Raw genomic sequence first — 18,407 nt, forward strand, 5'->3', positions numbered from 1 at the left:
AATCCGGCCTTCGCGCCGGGTTTTCTTTTTGCCTATCAGTTCTCCTACGATTCGATGATTTGCCACGGTAAGCGGCACGACGCATAAATTAAAGTAAAAACATGATTGCCGACTACCTCGGAATACGCGGTGCCGCCGAGGCGGTTCGGCTTTGCGCCGTCGGCGCATCCGTTCCCGGCCGATCGCCTTCGCTGCACAGGGGAGGGCGGCTTTCGCCGCCCGTGTCGTTAACTATTCGTCGCTGTCGTCAGTGTTTTCATTCGCTTCGGAGCGAGGATGGACGCGGGTGAATATCGTCGCGAACATCGGTCGTGTAGACCGTCTTGCCGTCGTTTTCGTTGGACGAGTTTGCCAACCCGGCCTTCCACGTAAAAGCTGTCGCCAACGTTCACGTTGTTCTTGATCCAGTCGGCGCGCGTGCCGCTCAGGATCGTGGCTGTAAGACGAAAACCGGCAGGGGGACCACTCACCCGAAGGGCCGGCGCAAGATTCTCGCATGCGGATCCGCAGCCGGTCCTGCACGGAGTCGGCGAAGCCGCGGAGGAAGAATGGGGGGATGTCGGTTTTCGCCTTTTTGGGGAGAGGGGGCCTAGCCCGCCTTTCCCCTCTAGCGACAAAGGAGTTGATACTTTAACATCGCTGCATGAGCGACCCCCAACAGATCGCGGACATGTATTTTGAGGAACTGCGCGAACGCGCAGAGCGCGAGGGGATTGACGCTGCGTTGCATGTGGCAGCGATGACGCTGGCGTTCTATCAGAACAGCGCCAGCACTGGATTTCATCGGCGACAAGGGCCGTTGCTGGTCACGCCGACGACTGAGGTAAACGGGCCGGAAGAACCATGAACAATGACAGCGTGTCACTCTTTCGAATGCGTGCGATCGCCCCCGCAGCGATCATCACTCTGCTGGTGCCCGGATTCACGTTTGCGCAGGCAGGCAATCCGATGTGGCAGTCAGGGTATAATTGGACGTGCGAAGCGACGGCCCGCACGATCTGCGAGCGAGACGGGACTTGCAAAATCGGCGATGCAGGCGGTGTGAAGTTCGAGATCGAATATGAAAACAGCCGTGCGCTGTTTCCCGACGGGACGGTGAAGATCAAGCGACACTACCGGCAGACGGTCAATGACAGTCCCCTGCAGGCGGAGGTGAAAGTCGAGCTGGCGGACAACCGCGTCCTGTGGTTGACGGCGGTCGATGCGAGCCGCACTTACTCGCAAGCCTGGACGGGAGCCATTGTCGAACCGAAAGGAGGGGTCGTGCTTTCGATCACGCAAGGCGTTTTTTGCCTTCCAGAATCGGCGGGAATGCCAAAGGGATGACACCGGACAGTTTGACCCGAAGGCAGCGTCGGGACCTCCGATGGTGGGCCGCTGAACTTGGCAAGGATCAGCAAGGCTGTGTGCCTTGCGTATCGTGTCACGGCGTCGGGCTGCAGGCGCTCGAAAACGATCGCGACGCCGCCGTGATCAAGAACGGTGTGGGATACGCAGCTGAGCCTTGCCGCCGTTGCGCCGGCATGAAATTTTTTCGCCGCTAGGGGAACTGTTCCCGTCCAATCGATACCAGCCAATCGCCGCGTCGGGCGACCCCAGATTCATCACTTTCGTGTCGTGACGACTACCAGAGAATTTGCTGGTGCACTGACCGGCCAACGCCAAATTCATGCTCGCCGGGCCGACTGGTCAGCAGACGACGGAAACCGCTCAACGGGCGCGCCTTAGTAACCGCTTCAAGCTCAAACCGGCCAACAAAATGTAAGGCGGCATGGCGAGCGAATAGTGACCACAGTTTAATTCCAAAATATTTGGCCTAGCCCCGGCGTCCTTCAGCCTCTGCATGAACCTCTCCGATAGCTCTGGCAACACCACTTTGTCTCTCTTAGCCAACACAACCTGAAGATCGAGATTAGGCCGTGCCAAACTATGCGCGTAATTCTCCAAGTTAAGTGGACCCCAGGCTCTTCTGAGATCGGTCAGCTCAATCTCAGGCTCAAGGCTATCGCGTATCGATCGTGTCGCGCGGCCCGTCCAAACCATATCCGCTAGACTCCCCGCCGTCAGAAACAACGAGGCTTTTGACACAGCCAAGTCGTGTGCCGCGACTATGGCCGCAACCCAGGAACCTAAGCTCATTCCGAGAACCGAAATCTCTCGATAGCCTTCGCTTTTCAACCAACGTATGAGTTTTCGCCCATCCAGCACTGCCTGCCTTACAGATTGGATCGTTCGACCGAGATTAGGGCTAAGCATATAGTCGGCGTGCACCGAGCCGGGACGGCTGCGTTCGAAGTGATAAGGCATAGCAATCTCGACAACCGTGATGCCACGCTGCGAGAAAAAGTTGGCAATCTGACGATTCCGGGCGCTTGCATTCCAATGGTGAAAAATCACCATCGCCTGATCGAACGAACCGCTTTCTGTGATTTTCGCCCAGACTACATTGTTCTCTTCGATGTCAGTAGAAATGTCCGATGGAAATTTGAGCCACCCGCCTTGCCTTTCAAAACCCTGGTCGCTCCCGCTCGGCTCATCGAAAAAGGCTGGATCAGCCACGGCTTGGTCCGCAAGGGCACAGAATTCCTCGATACTTGTTATCTTCTTCGCACCTGGAAAGGCGCGTTCCGCGTCAAGGACGAAATCCGTTGGTTTCTTCCCTTCCTCTCCGCGAAGGGCCCGGCGTTCGTCCCAACGATCGAGCCAACTATGAAACACTCTGATTGTTTCCTAACTCGCTCGCTCGCCAGCGGCCTAATCCTGGATCGAACAGGCCGTATAGTGCGACTAGCACTGAAATGGCCAGAAGGGTGGAAAAGCCGGCAAACGCGTCGATCAACAAGTAGCTGACAACAAGTAACGCCACGACCGCCGACATCTTCCACAAAGGCGCATGAAATCGACCTCCGACACCTAATCGGATGGAGCCATACAGAAATACAAAACAGGTCGAAATAACGATAAGAAGGCTGCTGTAATGCGTCGGCATACGATAGCGGAACCCGGTGCTCACATCATCGCGACCTTGGAACATCGAAGACATATCGCCGACCAACCACGCCACAATATTCTCACCACTGGATGCCAGATAAGAGCTTTGGACCTTCATCCATATGGCGACCAGAACCCCCAAAACAGTACACCGAAAAACCCCACGCATCACTGTGAGGCCGGCTTCATTGAGCTCTTGCTGATGATCAACATGCGGCAGCTTCTTCAATCCGTCTCCAATTCTCCAAAGATCATGAACAACCGTATAGAGCAAAATGAGACCTGCGAAGAAAAGATAAAACACCAGGCACATGTATAGGTAAGCGAGCCCCGTAAAAATGACTGTTTCGGGGACAGATATGACCTCAGGACGCACAAGAGCTATTTTTCCCCAATCCATGGCATAGTTGCCACCGCCCTTCATCAACGGGATCAAGGACACGCCGATCCATTGAAAAAGACCCGCGAACAGCAAGCAAATCAAAAAAACCGACCAATATGTGTACGAGGAAGCGTCAACGTTGCGCAACCAGGCGTCGTCGCTTCCCACCTGATCGCCCTGCGCTGCGAGCTTTCTGCGCCCCTCACTTTTCCAGAAGACCAGCAACTCTATAACGAAGAAGAAAAACAGCGGTAAGAACACCATAAAGTCGAGTGTCCAATTTGCGGCCCAAAGGAATCCAACCTGCTTAACGAGCCCGTCCGCTCGCTCGTAGGTGACGTTGTGGATACCAATGATGTACGACAAAAAGCCGAGGGCGGTCATGCCGGCAAACACCGACGCCGGTAAATTCAGGGGAGATCCGTGACTAAAAAACGCCTCCGATTTCCTCGCCAAACTAAAACGCCGCCTCGGCCCCTTGGCGTCAGTATCCCGTTTTAGCTCTGCCGGAGACGCTGTGTCGTCATCGAGGGTCGCAGCCAGTGCTGTATCTGGAATCTCCTGTGCAACGCTGCTTCCGGCTCTCTTCCATTCTCGTCTCTTGGCCGATAACCGCGATTGCGCCGCACTAAGCGCCATCTGCCATTCGCTGGTTGCCACCGGATCATCGCACCCAAAAACCCTCGCCAGCCAACGAATATTGGCAGTGCTAATTCCCTTCTCGTTCTCTTGAAACCAAAGCTGCACCGTTCGCAGATCGACCCCAACCCGGTTGGAATCAATCTGTGAAATCGCCTCTGCAAGAAGCTCGGGCGTCCATGGGCCTGCAGGAAACCCGTCCTTGCCCAATGGCCTACCAGCACCCGCCGCGGCCAACCGCTTGAATAATTCTTTGAAATCACTTTCGTCTCCCGGCGGAGGGAGAAATATTTTTCCATTCTTAATCAATGGCTTCCAGGCGCTGCTTTCGTTTCGTTTCGCTAGCCTTCGTATCCTATCGTGCTCTCGTCCTCAATCAACGTATTTGTCAACTCGATGCAACTTAGTAGCGCGCTTCCAAGCTTTGGACATGCCCCCCGGATGAAGCGCCCAAGTGATTGATGTTGGGAAGGAAAATGGCCGAAATCATTTCCTTGGAGCAGGCGAGGGACGCCCAACGTAGCTTCTCACCCCACAAGAAGGATGCGCGACATGGCTCTGGCTGTAGTAGCGTTTAATGGTGAACGCCTTGAGGATCCTATCGCTGAAAGGCCGCTCATAACGATACTTCGACGGCATCGTCAATTGAGAGAGCAAGTGGAGCGTCTGTGTCGGCGGCTCGTCGAGTGCGAGACGGAAAGCCGGTTTTCAGTGCGGCTCGAGATGCGACTGAACGAGCTCCTTGCCCAAGAAGAGCATGCACGGGACGAGATGCTTCGATTTGCGGTCGAAAGCATCGAGGATTGCGCTGCCAAGGCCGAGCACCTTCGCTGGCTGCTCAACGAGGGCGACAGCGGATTCGAGGACGCCGATTGGCATCTGCTGTTGCAGTCGTTTGTGAACCGTACCCCGGCGGCCGGCGGCGCTTTCTGCTGAGCTGGCGTGCGGACGCCAAGGTGCCTTCCGGAAAACGGAGACTTTTCGAAAAGGCGCCCTTTCTGCCGGGTCTGACTTGCGACGCCGCGAGGGCAGGGCGGACGGCCCTGCCTGCCGGCAGACCAAGACCGCTACGCGGAAAAGGGAAGATCATGGATATCAAGCTGGTTGTTTCGGACGGCAAGCGCATTGAGCGTGTCGGCCGGATATTGTTGGTGCTGATCGCGAGGCATCGAAGAGCCTGCCGGGCGTTGGAGGAAGTGATGAAGGAGAGAAGTGGTGATCGTTCGCGTTCTTCCGACACAACAGTGGTTGGAGTGGAGCGGAAAGCGCGACACGCTTTGTTGGCTTTCAGAGCTACGTCAATGATCGATGTAGCCGCCAAGGCGGCCTATGTGCGGACGCTGCTGCGCGACGGTGCGAGCGGTTTGGACGAGAAGGACTGGGAGACGCTTTTGCAGTCGTTTTCAGATCATGACGGCTATTGATTGAGCGAGGCCATCCAGCCGCTCGGGGTTTTAGAAAAGCCGACGATGGATTGTCTCTTCCTTTGGCCGCCGAGACCGTCATAAGTGACGTCAACGGCGCATCGTACACCGGGTCCCAGGGTGTCTTTGTCGCATTGCCCCAACGACAATTGCAGATTCGGCCAATCATTGGGCTTCGCGGCTTGAAGCGACGCGCGAGCTTCTTCCTCAGTGGGAATTTCCAATTGGGAGTTTCCAGGCGCCGGCGATGTTAGTGCATAGGTCCCGCCAACTCCTATGGCGATACCTATCACGAGAGCGATGGCAGAGGATGCGATGCTGTTCATGAATACCAAAGACTAAGGAGCAAATCTCCTAGAACAGGAAATTGATTACAAAGCCATGTGAGCGCCAGAAGGAAAATGATGGCGGCTACAGCCCAACCGTTACCGCTGTGGAGATCGGCGAGATCGCGTTCAGCTTGCTTTTGCGCTTCCAGCCCCTCCGCATGCACGATTGTCATAGGGCGATTGTAGTGAGAATCTGGCATGGTCACTGGCCAGCTCCTTTCGTAACCGTGGGCTGCGAGGTCTGCAGAAGCGCCTGGACGGGATGTGGGAATTTATAGGCCCACAAGCCCTCACCCGCGCCTTTTGCCGTCAGTTCCGCAACAACATAGCCCATGTTGACGGCATTGCCATCGGCATAGGTTGCTGCAAAGGCGAAGCCCGAAGAAATCATGGCTGTGCCAACGTCGATCGTCGAACCCTCGATCTCGGCGGCGCAAACTGCGAAAATCGCGTCGTCCCGCGCTCGCCCGATCGGTTGGCAAGTCACTGCCGCCGTCTGAAACAAGCCTCCGAGCTGGGCCAGCGAAAGACTTCCGCAGTCGTGTTTGTTACCGGCAGCGTCGGTAGCTATGATGCCGCGTATACAGGACTGGACGCCATACAGGCGGTATACCTGACCATCGGACTCCCAGGTGTCGCCGGACTGCAACGCGATATTCTTAGGAACGGCGAAGCTCGATGCCACCTGCTGGCCATAGGCCGGAAGCAAGGTTGCGGCGATTGTCGTCGCCGCCAAAAGAATGTCACTGGCTTGTATCGCCAAGGCCCATTTCCTTTCCTATGACGGCCGACTCGAGGAGGTCGGGGCGAAGCGGCTTGCCCTTCTTGTCAACGGCGATCTGAGCAAAGCCCTGGAAGACCATGGAGTCGTCGTCGTTGGCGACGACGTACGGATCGTTGCTCGACCCTTCGCCAACACGGGCGAAGCAGGACACAGGATCGGGCGTTCCGGGCGTCGTTTGCAGGACCAGCGTCTTGCAAAGGATCACGCTGGCGCGCTTGTTGTAGATCGTGCCGGCGTCATCTTTCGCGGCGTCCTTGCAATCCCACGTCTGCACCCGATTGTAGATGACCTTCTTGGATGGGCAGGACGTGAGGCCGCGCAAGACATATTCGACGCCGTTGATCTTGCGATGCGTCGCGTCAATGATTTCGACGGGAGGAGAGATTTCGTCGACGTCGCGAGCGAAGAGCTTGCCGGATGCATCGTAGCGTTCAAGAACGAAGACCTTCTTGTGAGGTTCGGCGAACTGGCTGAGATATTCAACACTCGGTTCGGCGAATGGTGACGGCTCGTCCTGGGCGGATGCCGCGCTCATCGATGCAGCGGCGGCAATCAAAGCGGGAACGATCAATTTCATGACGGTATTCTCCGTTTTGGCTGCATTTGTGCGCGGCTGACCGAAAGCGTCAAGCGGCTGGCGCGGGCAGCGCCGAAGGCGCAACACGGGCGGCTTGGACGCGCTGAGGTCGCCCGCGCTATGGTCAGCAGCAAAAGGGGCGAATTACCGACGAGAAAGAAAGCCATGGTTGTAGTCGCTTGTTGACGAGCGGGATTGCCGCGGTTATGACGTAAGTTAAAGTAATAACAGGAGCGACGCAATGGCCAGAGTTTCGTTCGTCGGAATTCTTGCAGCGGGGGTTGCGCTAGCAACACAGGGCCATGCGCAGGATGCCGTCCCTCGGCACGCTCTGCAACCGGTAAATGTAGCAGCCCGCATGGCAGCGGCGTTTCGGAACGAGAAACCTGCCGCGTACACCGTGACGTTGAATCATCAGTCGCCTGAGACGCAGTCGCCAGCGGCAACCGAGTGTCCGGCAGTCGACAGCAAGGCCGTAAGCGACCTCGTGCGCGCGGTGGCGGCAGAGGAAGGTGTCGATGCTGACCTGGCCGATGCGGTGGCTTGGGTGGAAAGCCGGCATGGCGCGGCGCGCAAACAATCGTCAGCAGGCGCCGTGGGGATCATGCAGCTGATGCCGGGAACGGCGGGCGATCTTGGCGTTCGTGACAGGTGTGATGTCGAGGCGAACGTTCGCGGCGGCATCAAATATCTGAAGCAGCTTTACGGTGAGTTCGGCGACCCACTATTGATGCTCGCCGCATACAATGCTGGGCCTGCAAACGTTCGTCAGAGCCAGGGCATTCCGGAGTTTCCGGAGACAGCCGGCTACATCATCAAGGTTCTCAACCGCTGGAAGCTGTCAGCCATGGTCGGCTCGTCGCAGCCGGCGAACGTGTCTGAGGTCAATGGAGAAGGGAAACTCGAAAATGCGTGGAAGGACGGACATGTTATTGAAGTGGAGTAAATTCACGCTGCAGTTCACGGCTGCCGTTGCAATCGGCACAATTTTGCAGCCGGTCGCCGCCTTTGCTCAAGACGCGGCGCCGATCGAGGGTGTCTTCGATTGGCTGGTCGGCGTCCTGCAGGGCAACATAGCGCGCTCTATTGCCATCATCGCGGTCTGTTTCCTCGGGTTTATGGCAATGACCGGCCGACTGGCCTGGCCGCTGGCGTTCTCGATCGTCGTCGGCATCGCTTTCGTGTTTGGCGCCTCGACACTGGTCGACGCAATCCGTGAGACCGCCTCGAGCTAAGACATGAACGACAACGAAGACGACCTGCCGACGGCCGAGCCTGTGAGCCTCGCCTTAACGCGCCCTTTGATGGTGTTGGGGGTGCGTTACGAGATTTTTTGGCTGAACGGTTTGATCGGCGTCGTGTTTTTCATCGCCACCAGCAACATTCTGCTTCCGCCCCTCGTGGCCGTGATTGGCCACGGGGTGTCGGCCTATCTGTGTCAACGCGACATTCACATGTTTCATATTTTCGAGCGCCTTTTTCTGACCAAGCGGGCGATGGGAAACACCTCGTTTTGGGGAGCCAGGAGTTATTCTCCGTGAGAATCAACGCTGATCTGAAATACGGCAAGCAGCGCAAAAAAGAGCAGGGCGTGAGTGAACACGTCCCTTTTTTGCGTCATGTGGATGATAATGCATTGGTGACCAAGGCGGGGTTTCTGGCTTGCATCATCCGCATGGGCGGTCTGCCGTTCCAGACGATGGACCAGTCAGAGCTCAACGCCCGTGTCCTGAACCGCAACACCACATTCCGCAATCTCTCGTCGTCGCGCTTTGCCGTCTATGCGACGATCATCCGTCGTCACATCACGCCGGAGATCGAAGGTAGCTTCGACAACCCGTTTGTCGCGGAGCTGGACGCGCGCTACATGGAGGCGCTGTCCTCCAAAAACCTGTTCGTCAACGAAGTTTATATGACGGTCATACGCCGGCCGATGGTCGGCAAGATCGGCTGGGTGGACAAGATTTTTGATCAGTTTCGTTTGCAATCGGCCGGCGAGGAAACCCGCGCCGAAGCACTCAAGGAACTGCACGATGTGACCGACAGCATCGTGCAGGATTTCAGCGCCTATGGGGCACGCAAGCTTGGGGTGGTCGAGCGCAACGGCAGCGTTTTTTCGGAACCTGCGGAATTTCTAGCCAAGATCCTCGCCGGCGCCGATGAGGTGGAGGTTCCGCTTCCCCGAATGAGCTTGGCCGAGGCTATCCCGACTCGGCAACTGCTGTTCGGGCGCGAGGCGATCGAGATCAAGGGGGCAGAGCCCTCTAGTTCGAAATTGGCCGCGATGATCTCTATGAAGGAGTATCCCCCCTACACAACGCCGGGCGGCCTCGACGGGCTTCTTCGCCTGCCTCATGAAATCATCATCACGCAATCCTTCGCGCTGGAGGACCGCGTTGCCGCTATGGGCCAAATCCGCAAGATCGGTCGACAGGTTGTCGGCTCTGATGAAGGGGGCACCTCAGTCGAGCAATCCGTTCACGACGGCATGGACAAGCTGGCGCAAGGCGAAGTCGTGTTCGGCGACCATCATCTGACCGTTTGCGTGGTCGCTCGGTCAGTTCCGGAGCTCAACAAGGCAATTTCCGACGTGCAGTCGGAAATGTCGCGTCTGGCGATCATTCCGGTACGAGAGCGCCTGAACATGGAGCCTGCTTTTTGGGCGCAACTGCCGGGGAATTTCAGCTACATCGCGCGCAAGGCAATGATTTCGTCGATGAATTTCGCGGGACTGTTTTCGGGGCACAATTTCCCGTCCGGCCAGAAGGACCGGCTGCATTGGAAACGTCCAATCGCCCTGCTCGAGACGACAAGCCAAACGGCCTACTATTTCAATTTCCATGTCGACGACGTGGGAAATTTCACGGTTTTTGGGCCGACCGGCTGGGGCAAGACCGTGGCGATGTCCTTCCTGCTGGCTCAAAGCATGAGGGTCGAGCCCCGGCCGCGCTGCGTATATTTTGACAAGGATCGCGGCGCGGAAATCTTCGTGCGAGCGCTCGGCGGCCGCTATGAAGTTCTGCAGCCCGGTGTTCAAACCGGGTTCGCGCCCCTGCAGCTGGATGACACGCCGGAAAACCGGTCATTCGTCGATACGTTGCTCCAGTATCTGCTGAAGCCTGACAACGGCACATTGGAGCCCGCCGAGATCCGCGTGATCGGCGATGCGGTCGACCAGATTTTCAGGATTCCGAAAGAGCGGCGCGTCTTTTCGATGCTGCCGGAGGTCCTGCGCGGTCGTTTGCAACCGGGGATGAACGACCTGACACAACGGCTCGAGCCGTGGCTCGACACGAAGAGCAGAGGCTGGCTCTTCAACAATGCGACCGACCAACTCGACTTCTCGTCGGCGGTGATCGGCTTCGACATGACCAAAATCCTGAACGAGCCGAAAATCCGCACGGCGGCACTGCTCTATATGTTCTTCCGCATCGACCAGGAGATAAACGGCGATCCGTTCCTGGTATTCCTCGATGAAGGCTGGAAGCTCCTGGATGACGACGTTTTCGTCGAGTTCATCAAGGACCTGTTGAAGACGATCCGCAAGCGCAACGGCGTGGTCGGCTTCGGCACCCAATCCGCGGACGATGTAGCAAGGTCGGCAATCTCGAACACGCTGATTGAGCAAACCTCCACCAACATTTTCTTTCCAAACCCGAAGGCCGATCAGGAATCCTACCGCAGACGGTTCACCTTAACGTCCAAGGAGTTTCGGTTTGTCAGGGAGACGGCAAAGGAAAGCCGCGCGTTTCTTGTGAAGCATGCGTCGGATTCGATCGTCGCCAAACTCGACCTTTCGACGATGCCGGACCTGGTGAAGGTCCTGTCGGGCAACGAAAAAACCGTTCGTGAGTGTGAGGAGCTGCGCAAGCGCTATGGCGAAGAGCCGACGGCGTGGCTCCCCTATTTTTGTGGATGGGAGACGGAAGCGGATGAGCAGGCAGCCTAAAGCCGGCCGGTCGGTCACATTGTTCGCAACGGTCGTGACGGCGCCGATGCTCATCGCCCCGAGCATTGGTCTGGCACAAATCGCTGTTGAAGACGATCCCAACCTCGTCGAGCGGAAAAAAGATGAGTTCCAGAACGACAGTTCCAATGAGGACAAGAAGTCTGAAACTGGACAGCGCAAGGCCGTCGTCTGCACCTATTCGAACAAATACCGGAACGAGATGTTCCGGCGCTCGCCACAACAGGCGCTCGCGCGTGATGCGGGCAATGTGTCGCTCATCCGGCACTACGCAAACAAGTATGGCATTTCGGAAGGATTGGCGCTGTCTGTGTCCTACCAGGAAGCGCGCTTCGACACCTGCGCCGGCAGCCATACTGGCGTGAAAGGCGCGATGCAGCTCACCAAGAGGACGGGCCGCGGCCTCGGCTTCGATCGCGATATCAACGAACAGAATGTCGAGGGCGGGGTGAAGCTGCTGAGCCAGGCGGTCAAGAAATGCGGCGGCACGAATTACGCATGCCTCGCCTCTTACTACAACGGTTCGACGGCGGCCGAACAGGCCAATTGGTCGGCTGGCGTCGGGCGCTGGCATGGATACTTCAATGAGTATGCGGGGTCCGGTAAAGCGCCGGCTGCCGCCCCGCCGCCCTTTAGCATCCAGGTTAGCGGCACCGCCGCTGCCGGTGCCGCACAGACTGGCGGTGTCAGTGCCGTCAACAAGACGGCTGCGGGGCTCGAAACAAGCGGTGCGCAGCGATCGCAGTATTCCAGCCTCATCGACACGCTGGCGGCGGGTGTCGGGACGAAGGAGGAATACATGGATGCCTGGGACGAAAACTCCACGGCGCGCAGTTTGAATGCTGACCTGCTCAACCAGCTAATCCAGGGTTCTGCAGCGGTGAACGAGCTGCTGAATGGCCGTCTTCTGCAGCGCAACACCAAGCTCTCTCAGGTGTCAAAATACGGTACCAGTGAGGGCACGGAAAACCCGTTCTCATGCGATCCCGTCATCCTGGGCAGGCTGGAGGTGCCGGAGCATTTGTGGCCCGGATGCGCCAAACGAGTCACAGGATCGGGCGGCGCGGAAGAGAGCACACTGGTTCCCAATGCCAACGCGGCGGCGGGTGCTTTGGAAATCATGCAACGCAACGCGCAATAGAGTGAAAGGAGCCCCGTTATGAAACGGACTGTTGCAGCATCGCTATTCCTGGTCGCGTCTACTGCGCTCGGCAATGCGCAAATCGCGGTTATCGACGGCGCCAATCTAGATGTCGCGCGAGAAAACGCCGAAAACACCAGCTCAATCATGAAGAGCAACGAGGACATCCTTGAGAAGTCGCAGGAGATCCTGCAGGCACTTTCCGGGACGCGAAACGGATCACTCGGCATCGGTCAACAGGGGCTCGGCGGGGGAATGTCGATCGCTTCCGCGCCATCATTTGGATCGGTTCTCAACGGCGGGACACTCTCCTTTGGCGGGCTTGGTGGTCAGGCGCAACAGATCGCTGGCGCGGTGATCAACGGCCTGCAGCTGGTCAAACAGCTGAAAGCCGTCATCCAGGGTGAGGACCCAGGCGCCGTGAACAGCCTTTACAGCGGCGGCGTCAACGCCTCGGCGCTGCTGGCCGCACTGACGCAGCAAGCTTCGCAAGGCGTGACGACCCGGGAACAGTCATTGCAGTCGGCGACCGGCCAAATCGGTCAGGCGGAGAACGTCAAGGGTTCGGTGGACGAAAACACACGCATGCAGCTGGAAACCGCGCGCTCGATCAACGAGCTGATCGGCGTCCAGAACGGCGCGGTATCGGCCCTCAACGAAGACCTGAAGTTCCGGCTGACGCAACAATCTCAGGTACAAAAGCTGCTGCAATTCAAAGACGTTAATCCGTTCAAGGATGCCGGTGGTTCACAGTAAATCGTTTGCTACGCGGGCGGAGATCGCCGGCATCGATCCGGGGAACGGTGCCGGCGATCGTGACTCTGACGGCGGAGAAAAGCTCATGAATTCTCGGGTGTTTTTGGCGCTGATGATCGTCGCGCTGGCAACTGCCTGCGCGAGACCGGGCCGTGAGCTCAAGGCGCCTTGCGGCCCGATTTCCTCGTACGCGGCCAATGACGCGTGCGGCGAGTTGAAGCCGGCAAACTCGGCATTCGACAAGGTGGTGTCGGAATAAGGCATGAACCCCGTTTCGACCATCATCAGCGACCTTCTGAGCGGTGTCGATCAGGCCGGGGCTCGCTTTGTAGAGGTCCTGTACAAGCGCATCGGCCTTTATAGCGAAAACCTGTTCTTCGCGATGCTGGTCCTCTATGTGGTCATTTGGGGTTACATGCAGATTTTCGGCCGCTCGACGGCCTCGCCGCTGGAGGCCGCGTGGCGTCTCGGCCGCGCGATGTTCATCTACTGGATGGTCACGAACTGGGCTCCGTTCTCCGAGACGATCTATACGCTCGTCCAGTCGATCCCGGAAGTTCTGGCCAACCGCATCGTCCAAACGATTTCGTCGACGACTGGCACTCAAGTCTCGTCGGTCGATGCTGTGCCGGCAATGTTCGACGCCCTCTACGAAGCGACGTTGCGGGTGGTGCCCGAACTCTACACGTCAGTGTTGACCGACTTCTTCGGCGCCCTTCTGGCGATCATCATCATCATTTTTACGCTGCTATTCATCGGCGTCGCCGTAGCAGCGATCATCGCTGCAAAGGTCCTTCTTTTCATCATCCTGGCTCTTGGGCCGGTGTGGGTCATCATGGCCCTCTTCAATTATTCCTTCAAATTCACCGAAGGCTTTTTCTCCGTCACTGCGAACTTGGTCGTGCAGCAGTTGCTGATCTACGGCTTCCTGGGTTTCTACTATTACATGGTTCAGCTCTCGGTTTCCGCCATGGAGGGCGGCCCCGGTACCGACATAACCGGCAAGCTTTCTCACGTAATGCCACTCCTGCTGGTCACGCTGGTCGGGTTCTACGTTCTGTTACAAATACCCATCATCGCCGGCATTTTGACCGGGAGCGGACCGATAGGCACCGCCGGTGCCATTCACGGCATTCGGCGGGCGGCAAGGGGAACAGTGGACAACGCAGTTACGCGGACCACGACGCGAGCTGGCAGTTCGCTTCTTAGGAGATCAGCCGAAGGTCGTCCCCGATCTGCGGCTGATGTGGGGAAGGCGAGTATTCAGCGCGAGACGGCCAAAAACGCGTCCTCGCTATAGGGTTCACGGGTAGACGGCAGAGAAAGCGCCGAATTCGTCATCAATCGCTTGCGATCTGATGGCGGCGAGAAGCGAGTTTGAAAGCAAGGCTAAATTAAAGTGTCAAACGAACCGACTGAAACTGGCTTGGTCGACCAGCGTTATTACCAGCAAGGCAGATCGTGGGAAGACGACACCCATCGCCGTTTACGGCGGTCGCGAACATTCGCTTGGCTGCTGACCGGGGTCTTCGGCGTCATGGCGCTTCTCTCACTGGTGGCGCTCGTCCTGCTTTTTCCGCTCAAGCAATACGAACCCTATATGGTCGCCGTCGACAAAACGACTGGCCACCTCGAGATTGCACGAGCCCTGAAACCGGGGGACCTGTCCCAGGATGAAGCGGTCACGGCGGCGAACATCGTGCGCTACATCAGGGCGCGCGAGACCTATGACCCGCGCATGATCAAATCGAATTTCGATCTGGCCCAGCTCTATTCGACCGGAGCAGCTGCCGACGATCTTGTGCGGGAATTTACGCCATCAAATCCGAATTCCAGAGACAAGCGCTACGGGATGGACACGACCATCGCCGTAACAGTGAAATCGGTTTCGTTCCTGAATCGCACGACAGCCACGGTCCGCCTTTCGACCGAGGAAAAGCGGCAGAACACAACGCGGCGTGAGCACTGGGTGGCGGTAATCAAGTTCCGCTACACCAGCACGCCGCTCAAAAATGAGTATCGGTTCGACAATCCATTAGGCTTCCAGGTCACGGAATACCGGCGTGACCAGGAATCGTTGCCCGACGCCGCGCCGGCCGACAGGACGGTACAGTGAGGCGGCGCCTGAAAACGGTGGCGCTGTCGGCCGCCCTTTGCCTGGCGTTGTCGGTCCCGGCGCTCTCGCGCGACAGCCGGATTCGCTACGTCACCTTCAACAACGACAATGTCGTGACGGTCCAAGCGGCGATCGGCGTCTCGACGATGATACAGCTGAGCCCGACGGAAGTTATCGAAACGATATCGGCCGGCGACACGATCGGATGGTCGATCGTGCCGAAAAAGGGCTCGGGCATCCTTTTCGTCAAGCCGCTGGTCGAAAAGGCCGAAACCAACGTCAACATCGTCACCAACAAGCGGGTCTATTCCCTGCTCCTGGTCGGCTCGCGCGAACCGTCCTTGCGGGCGTCGTTTCATGTTCGGTTCAAATACCCCGACGAGGACGTGAACGCGCGGCTCCTCGCCCAAGCCGAAGAAAGCGCCCGCAATCCATCGCTGAAGAACATCGACCCGTCGATGCTGAACTACGACTATGCCTATCGCGGTGATGACTCGCTCAAACCGCGCGTCGTGTTCGATGACGGAACGAAAATGTTCCTGCAATTCACGGGCGACGTGCCGGCGATCTTTGTTGTCGAAGCCAAAGGCCGTGAATCTCTGGTGAACCTGCGCACCGAAGGCGAATACATGATCGTCGACAAGGTTGCGGGGCAATTCACGCTGCGGGCCGGCGACAAGACGTTGTGCCTGTACAACAGTCAATCCACATCGCAGCGCATGCCGGACCCGATTGGAGACATTTATGGCCCGGCAAAACTCGACAGGAAGAGCAAGCGCAGACAGCTCGAACAGAGGAGCCGCTGATGTCGAACATAGACTATCATGAGCTCGACGGTGGTAGCCCGGTCGCCCGGCGAAATGCAGGTTTGGGCACGAAACTCGGCATAGCCGGAATCGGGCTGCTTCTGGCCGGTGGCCTGTTGTATATCAATTGGCCGAGCGGGCCGTCCGACCGGAACGCGACATCGAACGAGGACGAGGCCTTCGAGACCTCGACTTTTCAGCCGCGCGAGCCGGCGACGCCGGCGACGGCATTGCCCCCGCAAGACCAGATTGTCATTCCGCCTCCTCCGACTCCGCCGCCGCAACAGTCGACCGATGTCGACCAGACGGTCGCACCTGGCGTCGATCTCGAGGAGCAGCGCCGCTTGCTCGAACAGCAAATGCGCGAGGCGGAGGCACGCCGACGTGCCGAGGAAGAGGCCCGTCGGCGGGAGGAGGAAGCGCGATTGGTGGAGGAAGAACGCAAGCGCAAGGAGCAGGACGAAAAGGAGCTGTGGGAGCGGCTGCGCTCGAACCAGATCGTCACCGACGGGGAACAGGACGCCCCGACAGGCGACGCGGCCGCGGCCATCGCCGGCGACGGACAGCTCAGTCCTGTCCCTGGGGCAGACCTGGACCCCAACAAGGCATTCCTCGCCCAGGCCGAAAGTAGTCGGAACGCCAAGGCGACAGCGACGAAGAACTACCGCACGGATGCCCTGATTGCAGAGGGCACCATGATCCGCGGGTTTCTTGAAACGGCCATCAACACGGACCTGCCCGGCATGGTCCGTGCGGTTGTTCGCGAGGATGTGTATTCCCTTGACGGCCGCCGCGTGTTGATCCCGAAGGGATCTCGGCTGACCGGCGAATACAAGTCCGGCATTGCTCGCGGCCAAACGCGCGTCTTTATCGTCTGGAACCGGATGATCCGGTCCGACGGCGTGTCGGTCAACATCGGTTCGCCTGGCGCTGACAGCCTTGGCCGTGGTGGCATGGCAGGTCGTGTCGATCATCACTGGCTGGAGCGCTTCGGCTCGGCGATCGTGCTGTCGATCGTTGGCGGTGCGGCGGAATACCTTTCGGCGCTCGCTGACCCGAGCGGCGGCCGGCGCCAGGAGACCATTACCCGTGTCGATCCTGTCACTGGCGAAGTGACAACGATCACGATCGATCCGGAGAGGACGGAAGAGGAAGCTCGTCAGATCGCTATCGAACGCTCCGCAAGCACGATGACCGAACTTGCCAAGGAGGCTTTCGAGGATTCGCGCAACATCCCGCCGACGATCTATGTCGACCAAGGGACGTCGGTGATCGTTTTCGTGCGGCGCGATCTCGATTTTTCGGAACTCTACGCCGATCCGGTCCAGGAAGAGCTGGCGAGGCTCAAGCGCGGCGGCAGACCGCGTGTCGCGATCGACCCTGTTCCCCTCAACATGACGCCGAAGGACAACTGGTTTCCGGCAGCACCCCCGGTGACAAAATGAACATGATCAAACACCCGGCCGCCGCTTCGCCGGCCACGTCGTCGGGCCCGTATGCCAAGTTCCCGATTTTGGAAATGGAATTGGAACCGCTTCACGAACTGCTACGGCAGGACGATGTGTCCGAGCTTTCCGTCAACAGGCCAGGCGAAATCTTTGTCGAGCGGCTTGGCGCCAAAGAAATGGAGCGGATCGTTGACACCAGGCTGACCGAGAAATGGATTCGCAACCTTGCGACACTTGTCGCCAGCTCGACCAATCAACTAGTGAATGAGGAAAAGCCGATCCTGTCGGCAGCGCTCCCCAGCGGCGAGCGCATTCAATTCGTGCTGCCGCCGGCTGCACCGGACGGCGGCGCGATTTCGATCCGAAAGCAGGTCATCATGGATATGACCGTCGACGACTACGCCAAGCGCGGCGCCTTCGAAGAAACGCGAATGGGAAATGAGCTTGGCTTGTCGGAAGAGGAAACGGAGCTGGTTGAGCTGATCGGCGGCTCCGATCCGATGACGTTTCTCGAGCATGCGGTCAAGAACCGCGTGTCGATCGTTGTTTCGGGCGGCACGTCGACCGGCAAGACGACCTTCTTGAACGCCTTGCTAAAGCTTATTCCTTCGAGCGAACGGATCATCACGATCGAGGATACGCGCGAGCTGAAGCCCGTCACGCCGAATACGGTCGCCCTGCTCTCCTCCAAAGGCGACCAAGGCCTGGCGAAGGTCGATGCGCAAGGCCTCCTCGAGGCATCGTTACGAATGCGACCGGACCGGCTGCTGCTCGGCGAATTGCGCGGCGCGGAAGCTTTTTCCTTTCTGCAGGCGATCAACACGGGACACCCCGGATCGTTGACTACAGTGCATGCCAATTCGGCACGCGCCGCCTACGAGCGCCTGGCGCTTATGGTCATGCAGAGCGGCGTCAAACTCTCGCGCGACGAGATCATGGACTACCTGAAAGAGGTGATCCCGATCGTGGTCCAGCTCTCGCGCCGGGATGCCGGCCGGCGCGTCGTGAGCGAGGTTAAATTCACAAAGGCCGAACGCCTCGGCTGAT

General features: G+C 58.2%; 21 protein-coding genes. 15 read left to right on the forward strand and 6 right to left on the reverse strand.

The genetic code is table 11. The features are described 5' to 3' along the window. Positions 1 to 643: 643 nt before the first annotated feature. Together EOD29_RS23930 and EOD29_RS23935 are read left to right on the forward strand one after the other, a co-directional pair. Positions 644 to 847, forward strand: a complete 204-nt coding sequence (locus EOD29_RS23930; protein WP_127248085.1) for a hypothetical protein — start codon at positions 644 to 646, stop codon at positions 845 to 847. Then, on the forward strand, positions 844 to 1,326 hold the full coding sequence (locus EOD29_RS23935) for a hypothetical protein (protein ID WP_023801640.1): 483 nt from the start codon (positions 844 to 846) through the stop codon (positions 1,324 to 1,326). The genes EOD29_RS23930 and EOD29_RS23935 overlap by 4 nt, the downstream gene beginning before the upstream one ends. 384 nt (positions 1,327 to 1,710) lie before the next feature. On the opposite strand, the gene EOD29_RS23940 is transcribed toward EOD29_RS23935, so the two are convergent. Continuing rightward, positions 1,711 to 2,718, reverse strand: a complete 1,008-nt coding sequence (locus EOD29_RS23940) for a dienelactone hydrolase-related enzyme (RefSeq protein ID WP_127248086.1) — start codon at positions 2,716 to 2,718, stop codon at positions 1,711 to 1,713. Next, positions 2,708 to 4,321 (reverse strand): hypothetical protein, encoded by a 1,614-nt coding sequence (locus EOD29_RS23945; RefSeq protein WP_127248087.1) that lies wholly within the window; start codon positions 4,319 to 4,321, stop codon positions 2,708 to 2,710. The genes EOD29_RS23940 and EOD29_RS23945 overlap by 11 nt, the downstream gene beginning before the upstream one ends. A gap of 243 nt (positions 4,322 to 4,564) precedes the next feature. Between EOD29_RS23945 and EOD29_RS23950 the strand changes: the two genes are divergently transcribed. After that, complete coding sequence (locus tag EOD29_RS23950; protein ID WP_127248088.1) at positions 4,565 to 4,948, forward strand: hypothetical protein; 384 nt, start codon at positions 4,565 to 4,567, stop codon at positions 4,946 to 4,948. A gap of 152 nt (positions 4,949 to 5,100) precedes the next feature. Continuing rightward, positions 5,101 to 5,436: a hypothetical protein gene (locus EOD29_RS23955; protein WP_127248089.1), complete on the forward strand. Its 336-nt coding sequence runs from the start codon at positions 5,101 to 5,103 to the stop codon at positions 5,434 to 5,436. Positions 5,437 to 5,758: 322 nt separating this feature from the next. On the opposite strand, the gene EOD29_RS23960 is transcribed toward EOD29_RS23955, so the two are convergent. From EOD29_RS23960 to EOD29_RS23970, 3 genes are read right to left on the reverse strand one after another with little or no spacing between them, the layout of a single operon-like run. Beyond that, on the reverse strand, positions 5,759 to 5,971 hold the full coding sequence (locus EOD29_RS23960) for a hypothetical protein (RefSeq protein WP_127248090.1): 213 nt from the start codon (positions 5,969 to 5,971) through the stop codon (positions 5,759 to 5,761). Beyond that, entirely contained in the window at positions 5,968 to 6,528 is a 561-nt protein-coding gene (locus EOD29_RS23965; protein WP_127248091.1) for a thermonuclease family protein, read from the reverse strand. Before EOD29_RS23965 ends, EOD29_RS23960 begins: the two co-directional genes overlap by 4 nt. Then, positions 6,509 to 7,120 (reverse strand): hypothetical protein, encoded by a 612-nt coding sequence (locus EOD29_RS23970; RefSeq protein WP_127248092.1) that lies wholly within the window; start codon positions 7,118 to 7,120, stop codon positions 6,509 to 6,511. Before EOD29_RS23970 ends, EOD29_RS23965 begins: the two co-directional genes overlap by 20 nt. 247 nt (positions 7,121 to 7,367) lie before the next feature. Between EOD29_RS23970 and EOD29_RS23975 the strand changes: the two genes are divergently transcribed. From EOD29_RS23975 to EOD29_RS24000, 6 genes are read left to right on the forward strand one after another with little or no spacing between them, the layout of a single operon-like run. After that, on the forward strand, positions 7,368 to 8,072 hold the full coding sequence (locus EOD29_RS23975) for a lytic transglycosylase domain-containing protein (RefSeq protein ID WP_127248093.1): 705 nt from the start codon (positions 7,368 to 7,370) through the stop codon (positions 8,070 to 8,072). Then, complete coding sequence (locus EOD29_RS36030; protein ID WP_164763818.1) at positions 8,059 to 8,361, forward strand: TrbC/VirB2 family protein; 303 nt, start codon at positions 8,059 to 8,061, stop codon at positions 8,359 to 8,361. The genes EOD29_RS23975 and EOD29_RS36030 overlap by 14 nt, the downstream gene beginning before the upstream one ends. 3 nt (positions 8,362 to 8,364) lie before the next feature. Further along, the gene (locus tag EOD29_RS23985) at positions 8,365 to 8,667 is read left to right on the forward strand and encodes a VirB3 family type IV secretion system protein (protein WP_029350972.1); all 303 of its coding nucleotides are present in this window, start codon (positions 8,365 to 8,367) and stop codon (positions 8,665 to 8,667) included. Further along, the gene (locus tag EOD29_RS23990; RefSeq protein ID WP_127248095.1) at positions 8,664 to 11,075 is read left to right on the forward strand and encodes a VirB4 family type IV secretion system protein; all 2,412 of its coding nucleotides are present in this window, start codon (positions 8,664 to 8,666) and stop codon (positions 11,073 to 11,075) included. The genes EOD29_RS23985 and EOD29_RS23990 overlap by 4 nt, the downstream gene beginning before the upstream one ends. Beyond that, positions 11,059 to 12,234 carry a transglycosylase SLT domain-containing protein gene (locus tag EOD29_RS23995; RefSeq protein WP_164763819.1) on the forward strand — a complete coding sequence of 392 codons (1,176 nt, stop codon included), beginning with the start codon at positions 11,059 to 11,061 and terminating at the stop codon, positions 12,232 to 12,234. The genes EOD29_RS23990 and EOD29_RS23995 overlap by 17 nt, the downstream gene beginning before the upstream one ends. Positions 12,235 to 12,252: 18 nt before the next feature. Continuing rightward, positions 12,253 to 12,990, forward strand: coding sequence for a type IV secretion system protein (locus EOD29_RS24000; RefSeq protein WP_127248097.1), 738 nt, complete (start codon positions 12,253 to 12,255; stop codon positions 12,988 to 12,990). Here EOD29_RS24000 and EOD29_RS24005 read toward each other — a convergent pair. After that, positions 12,982 to 13,275, reverse strand: coding sequence for a hypothetical protein (locus EOD29_RS24005; protein ID WP_127248098.1), 294 nt, complete (start codon positions 13,273 to 13,275; stop codon positions 12,982 to 12,984). The genes EOD29_RS24000 and EOD29_RS24005 overlap by 9 nt on opposite strands. On the opposite strand from EOD29_RS24005, the gene EOD29_RS24010 reads away from it, so the two are divergent. The 5 genes from EOD29_RS24010 (at position 13,253) to virB11 (ending at position 18,406) form a co-directional block, all read left to right on the forward strand. Beyond that, entirely contained in the window at positions 13,253 to 14,290 is a 1,038-nt protein-coding gene (locus EOD29_RS24010) for a type IV secretion system protein (RefSeq protein ID WP_127248099.1), read from the forward strand. The genes EOD29_RS24005 and EOD29_RS24010 overlap by 23 nt on opposite strands. A 126-nt stretch (positions 14,291 to 14,416) precedes the next feature. After that, positions 14,417 to 15,106 (forward strand): VirB8/TrbF family protein, encoded by a 690-nt coding sequence (locus EOD29_RS24015; RefSeq protein ID WP_245475393.1) that lies wholly within the window; start codon positions 14,417 to 14,419, stop codon positions 15,104 to 15,106. Next, positions 15,103 to 15,912 carry a TrbG/VirB9 family P-type conjugative transfer protein gene (locus EOD29_RS24020; protein ID WP_164763820.1) on the forward strand — a complete coding sequence of 270 codons (810 nt, stop codon included), beginning with the start codon at positions 15,103 to 15,105 and terminating at the stop codon, positions 15,910 to 15,912. The genes EOD29_RS24015 and EOD29_RS24020 overlap by 4 nt, the downstream gene beginning before the upstream one ends. After that, the gene (gene virB10, locus EOD29_RS24025; RefSeq protein WP_127248102.1) at positions 15,912 to 17,357 is read left to right on the forward strand and encodes a type IV secretion system protein VirB10; all 1,446 of its coding nucleotides are present in this window, start codon (positions 15,912 to 15,914) and stop codon (positions 17,355 to 17,357) included. The genes EOD29_RS24020 and virB10 overlap by 1 nt, the downstream gene beginning before the upstream one ends. Positions 17,358 to 17,431: 74 nt before the next feature. After that, positions 17,432 to 18,406, forward strand: a complete 975-nt coding sequence (gene virB11 / locus EOD29_RS24030; RefSeq protein WP_245475413.1) for a P-type DNA transfer ATPase VirB11 — start codon at positions 17,432 to 17,434, stop codon at positions 18,404 to 18,406. Position 18,407: the final 1 nt, after the last annotated feature.

It is taken from the genome of Mesorhizobium sp. M1A.T.Ca.IN.004.03.1.1 (genome assembly GCF_003997555.1).
GTDB lineage: Bacteria > Pseudomonadota > Alphaproteobacteria > Rhizobiales > Rhizobiaceae > Mesorhizobium.

Coding starts and splice junctions, on each gene's coding strand:
- EOD29_RS23930 (WP_127248085.1), top strand. CDS start 644: ATGAGCGACCCCCAACAGATCGCGGACATGTATTTTGAGGAACTGCGC.
- EOD29_RS23935 (WP_023801640.1), top strand. CDS start 844: ATGAACAATGACAGCGTGTCACTCTTTCGAATGCGTGCGATCGCCCCC.
- EOD29_RS23950 (WP_127248088.1), top strand. CDS start 4,565: ATGGCTCTGGCTGTAGTAGCGTTTAATGGTGAACGCCTTGAGGATCCT.
- EOD29_RS23955 (WP_127248089.1), top strand. CDS start 5,101: ATGGATATCAAGCTGGTTGTTTCGGACGGCAAGCGCATTGAGCGTGTC.
- EOD29_RS23975 (WP_127248093.1), top strand. CDS start 7,368: ATGGCCAGAGTTTCGTTCGTCGGAATTCTTGCAGCGGGGGTTGCGCTA.
- EOD29_RS23985 (WP_029350972.1), top strand. CDS start 8,365: ATGAACGACAACGAAGACGACCTGCCGACGGCCGAGCCTGTGAGCCTC.
- EOD29_RS23995 (WP_164763819.1), top strand. CDS start 11,059: ATGAGCAGGCAGCCTAAAGCCGGCCGGTCGGTCACATTGTTCGCAACG.
- EOD29_RS24000 (WP_127248097.1), top strand. CDS start 12,253: ATGAAACGGACTGTTGCAGCATCGCTATTCCTGGTCGCGTCTACTGCG.
- EOD29_RS24010 (WP_127248099.1), top strand. CDS start 13,253: ATGAACCCCGTTTCGACCATCATCAGCGACCTTCTGAGCGGTGTCGAT.
- EOD29_RS24005 (WP_127248098.1), bottom strand. CDS start 13,275: ATGATGGTCGAAACGGGGTTCATGCCTTATTCCGACACCACCTTGTCG.
- virB10 (WP_127248102.1), top strand. CDS start 15,912: ATGTCGAACATAGACTATCATGAGCTCGACGGTGGTAGCCCGGTCGCC.
- virB11 (WP_245475413.1), top strand. CDS start 17,432: ATGGAATTGGAACCGCTTCACGAACTGCTACGGCAGGACGATGTGTCC.